Annotated in this window: 3 protein-coding genes; 2 read left to right on the top strand and 1 reads right to left on the bottom strand. The window is 63.7% G+C overall.

Annotated features, from left to right (window positions below):
* Nucleotides 1-451 precede the first annotated feature (451 nt).
* Nucleotides 452-2,071, top strand: a complete 1,620-nt coding sequence (locus EOA27_RS27130; protein ID WP_127257704.1) for a caspase family protein — start codon at nt 452-454, stop codon at nt 2,069-2,071.
* 145 nt (nt 2,072-2,216) lie between these two features.
* On the opposite strand, the gene EOA27_RS27135 is transcribed toward EOA27_RS27130, so the two are convergent.
* A complete protein-coding gene (locus EOA27_RS27135; RefSeq protein ID WP_126079289.1) occupies nt 2,217-2,717 on the bottom strand; it encodes an OmpA family protein in 501 nt (166 codons plus the stop codon).
* A 173-nt stretch (nt 2,718-2,890) separates the two neighbouring features.
* Between EOA27_RS27135 and EOA27_RS27140 the strand changes: the two genes are divergently transcribed.
* Nucleotides 2,891-3,502, top strand: a complete 612-nt coding sequence (locus EOA27_RS27140) for a hypothetical protein (protein ID WP_245467257.1) — start codon at nt 2,891-2,893, stop codon at nt 3,500-3,502.
* Nucleotides 3,503-3,681: the final 179 nt, after the last annotated feature.

A 3,681-nucleotide genomic window follows, 5' to 3' on the forward strand; every position in this document is an offset into this window, starting at 1 on the left:
ATCCATGCCGTTACCTGGACCGAAGTGTGCAACGGTGCAGAATTCTGGACCGCCGCAGCGCTTCCAAGTCACGGCATGGATCCTCGGGTCTGCGCGCGTCGCTTCGCTCCTTGCTCCGCCCGTGGATGACGACCGCGACAGTCGTCTCGGCCAATCGCCAAGGCATGGGGTCTGCCAACGTACACTAGCCAACCGGTCAAAACTTCTGTGTTGAGGAACGAGTCGGTTCACTAAACCTCGCATGGCCGGATGGGCCGATTGGTTTTTCAGGCCCGCCAATGGTAAATTAGCGGATACTCACCGAGGAAATTTCGAGCCCCTCGTGAACCAAATCTGTGGTCGAGATCACAGACGCTCAAGGACGATTTTGGCAGAAGCGACGTTGTCGCTTACGACATTCAGCATGCGCAGACATTTATAACGCGCCCCGAGGGGGCGGAGGGCTGATCCCATGAAAGCGTTCGCCATCCTTTTGGGCGGGTTGATCCTGCTGTTCCACGCCGCGTTCGGCGCACAGGCCGCCACGCCCGACAGCAAGCGTGTCGCGCTGGTCATCGGCAACAGCAAATATGTCAATGCCGTCGCTTTGCCCAACCCGGCGAACGACGCCCGCCTTATCGCGTCCACGCTGCGCAACGCCGGCTTCCAGGTGATCGAAGGCGTCGACCAGGACAATGCCGGCATGCACAGCCTGATCAGCAAATTCACCGAAGAGTCCTACAATGCCGACCTTGCCGTCATCTACTATGCCGGGCACGGCATGCAGGTCGACGGCAGGAACTACCTTATTCCGGTCGATGCGGAGCTGACGTCGCCGGCCTATCTCAAGACCCGCACGGTCCAGATCGACGAATTCATGGCGGAGCTGCCCGCCGATCCCGCCGTCGGCATCATCATTCTGGACGCCTGCCGCGACAATCCGCTGGCGCGCACGCTGGCAGCGGCGCTGCCGAAGAGCCGCTCGCTCGGCGCCGGCCTCGCGCCGGTCGACGCAAAGGCCGACGGCATGGGCACGGGCGGCGTCCTGATCGCCTATGCGACCGACCCCGGCGCCATCGCCTTCGACGGCAACGGCGTCGACAGCCCCTATTCGCTGGCTCTCGCCAAGCACCTGACCGAGCCGGGCGTCGAGATCCAGAGTGCCTTGACGCGGGTGCGCGGCGAGGTGACGGAAACCACGCAAGGCCGGCAGCGGCCATGGCACAATGCCTCGCTCGGACGCGAGGTATTCCTCGGCAAGCCCGTGGCAGAAACAGCCTCGCCCGCCGCGACGCCGGTGGCAGACGCGGCCAAGGCGACTTCAGCGCCTGCTCCCGTGGCCAGCGAGCCGCCGTCCTGGGAAGTCGAGCAGCGGCTTTGGGACGAGGCTTCGAAGAGGAACGCCATCCCCTATTACGAGGCCTATCTCGACCAGTTTCCGAACGGCCGTTTCGCTACGGTGGCGAAGCTCAACATCGACCAGCTGAAGGATCCGGCGACGGGCAAGCAGGTGGCGGCGCGCGGCGCGGACGATGCCAGTGCCAATCCCGGCTCGGCCGTCCGCACCTCGGTCGGCATCACCGACGAGATGAGAAAGACGCAAGGCACCGAACTGACGGAAAGCGCCATCGGGCTCGACCGCAACGGCCGCATCGACCTGCAATTGCGCATCGAAGCGCTGGGCAACGAGCTCGGCCAGGTCGACGGCAATATCGGCCCGAGGACGCGCCAAGCGATCGGCGTCTGGCAGGGCAAGAACGGCCTGCCCTCAACCACCTATCTGACGCGCGAACAGCTGGCTCTGCTGGTGATCCAGACCGACCCGATGATGGATGCCGTGCGCGCCAGGAACGCCGCCGACCAGGCGCGCGCCGCGCCGACCAGGAAGCAGGTCGTGCAGAAGACCCGCACGTTGGACCCGACGGCGCAGCAAAAGCCGCGCCGGAAACAGACGCAGGTCGTTCAGCGCCGCCGCAACAGCGACACCGTGGTTCGCGAGGACGCGCCGCCGCCGAGAGAAAACAACGACTTCCTGACCAAGGCGCTGATCTTCGGCAGCGGCGTTGTGATCGGCAACGCGATCAAGAATTGATCGTTGAGCAATTCCAGGAAAAGTGTGAAGCGGTTTTCCGCCTGGAATTGGGTCGAAATAGGCAGCAACAAAAGGGGAGCCGGCGTTTTGACCGAGCTCCCCTTGACCTGTGTCGCTGTTGACGGGCCGGCTTGCCTGCGGCCCGCTATTCCGTCCTGATGCGCATTTCCACGCGGCGGTTGACCGGATCGTATGGATTTGCGACGCGCGGGTGCGACTTGCCGAGGCCGATCGCTTCGAGCCGCGCCGATTCAACGCCGTTGGCTTCGAGGAAGGCGGCCACCGATTGCGCTCTCCGCTGCGAGAGGCCCTGGTTGTAGCTGTCCGTGCCGGTCGCGTCGGTGTGACCCTCGACGACGAAGCTGAACGTGCTCAGCCGATTGTCGTTCAGCGCCTTGGCGAACTCGTCCAGCTCCGTGCGCGCGGTCTGGTCGAGCTGGGCCGAATCCAGGGCGAAGTTGATCATCATGTCGAGGCCAGCCTTCTGGGGCGGCGCCTCGTTCTTCTCGGCCTTGCTCTTGCACTCTTCCTCGGTGCCGACGCAGATGCCGCGTGAGGCGCCAAGATTGCCCTGGCCGGCGAAGAACTTTACGATGTCTTCCGATTTCTGAAGCGGATCGGCGTAGACGTGCGTTGAAAAAAGCACGGTCGCCAATGCCAAGGCTGAACTGCCCCACCGCATGACCGTCACTCCTGTTTTGACCTGTTTCGAGCGGGTTTTCGCTGGCGCGGACTATATCAAATCCCAAAGCGATTGTCTGTGAACAAGCGCACGTTGCCGATGGCCGCCGCCTGATAAGGTTGAGGCTTGACCGGCGCTTGGCCGCGGGTTTCAGTGCTGTTTGTGCCGATGCTCGGGGTGTGGCAGCGATGGCCAATGAACTCGGATACAGAACGGCAAGGGATCTGTTTCTTGCCTGTCCCGCGATCGCCCGGGACATGAAGTCGCCGGCCGTGGCCCAACCCCCGCTGGAATTCTGCCGCGCGCTGCTCGCCGGACGCGTGCCGGAGGAAGCCGTCACCTTCTGCGCCTATCTCCTGCCCGAGCGCGCCGCGGTCTGGTGGGGGCATGAATGCCTCAGTCATCTCGCCGAGCTCCTTGCCGAAAGGGATCTCGAATTGCTGGCACTCGTCAGCGACTGGGTGGGCGAGCCCGGAAATCCTCGCCATCGGGCGGCGCTCAGCAGCGCTGTCGATCCGTCGCCGGCAACGCCGGCTGCCTGGATCGCCTTGTCGGCGGCGTGGCGCGACCCGGCCTTTGATATGCTGTCGACCGGATTCCCCGCCGCCCACGCCGTCAACGCCGGGATCCTGGCGGGGCTGGCGCGCGTTTCGACCGCCGACCGCTTCGCCGTGCTTTCGGCCTTCGTCGAAATGGGCATCCAGATGGTGGAGATGGAAGCGCAACGACCGTCGGTCGGCGCGTATTAGGGTTTTCCGCCGGAGAATACCCATGAAGCCGCAGTTGCGGACGGAACCGCCGCATGCTTTCCCGCAATGCTCTGGTGCGTTTCACCGTCTCACGGAGACGGCGAAACACCCTGTCTCTTTGTTTCTACGCAATTCCGGACGGAAAACCGTTTCACACTTTTTCTGGAATTGCCCTAAGA

Origin of the sequence: Mesorhizobium sp. M2A.F.Ca.ET.037.01.1.1 (assembly GCF_003998075.1) — a bacterium.
Lineage (GTDB): Bacteria > Pseudomonadota > Alphaproteobacteria > Rhizobiales > Rhizobiaceae > Mesorhizobium.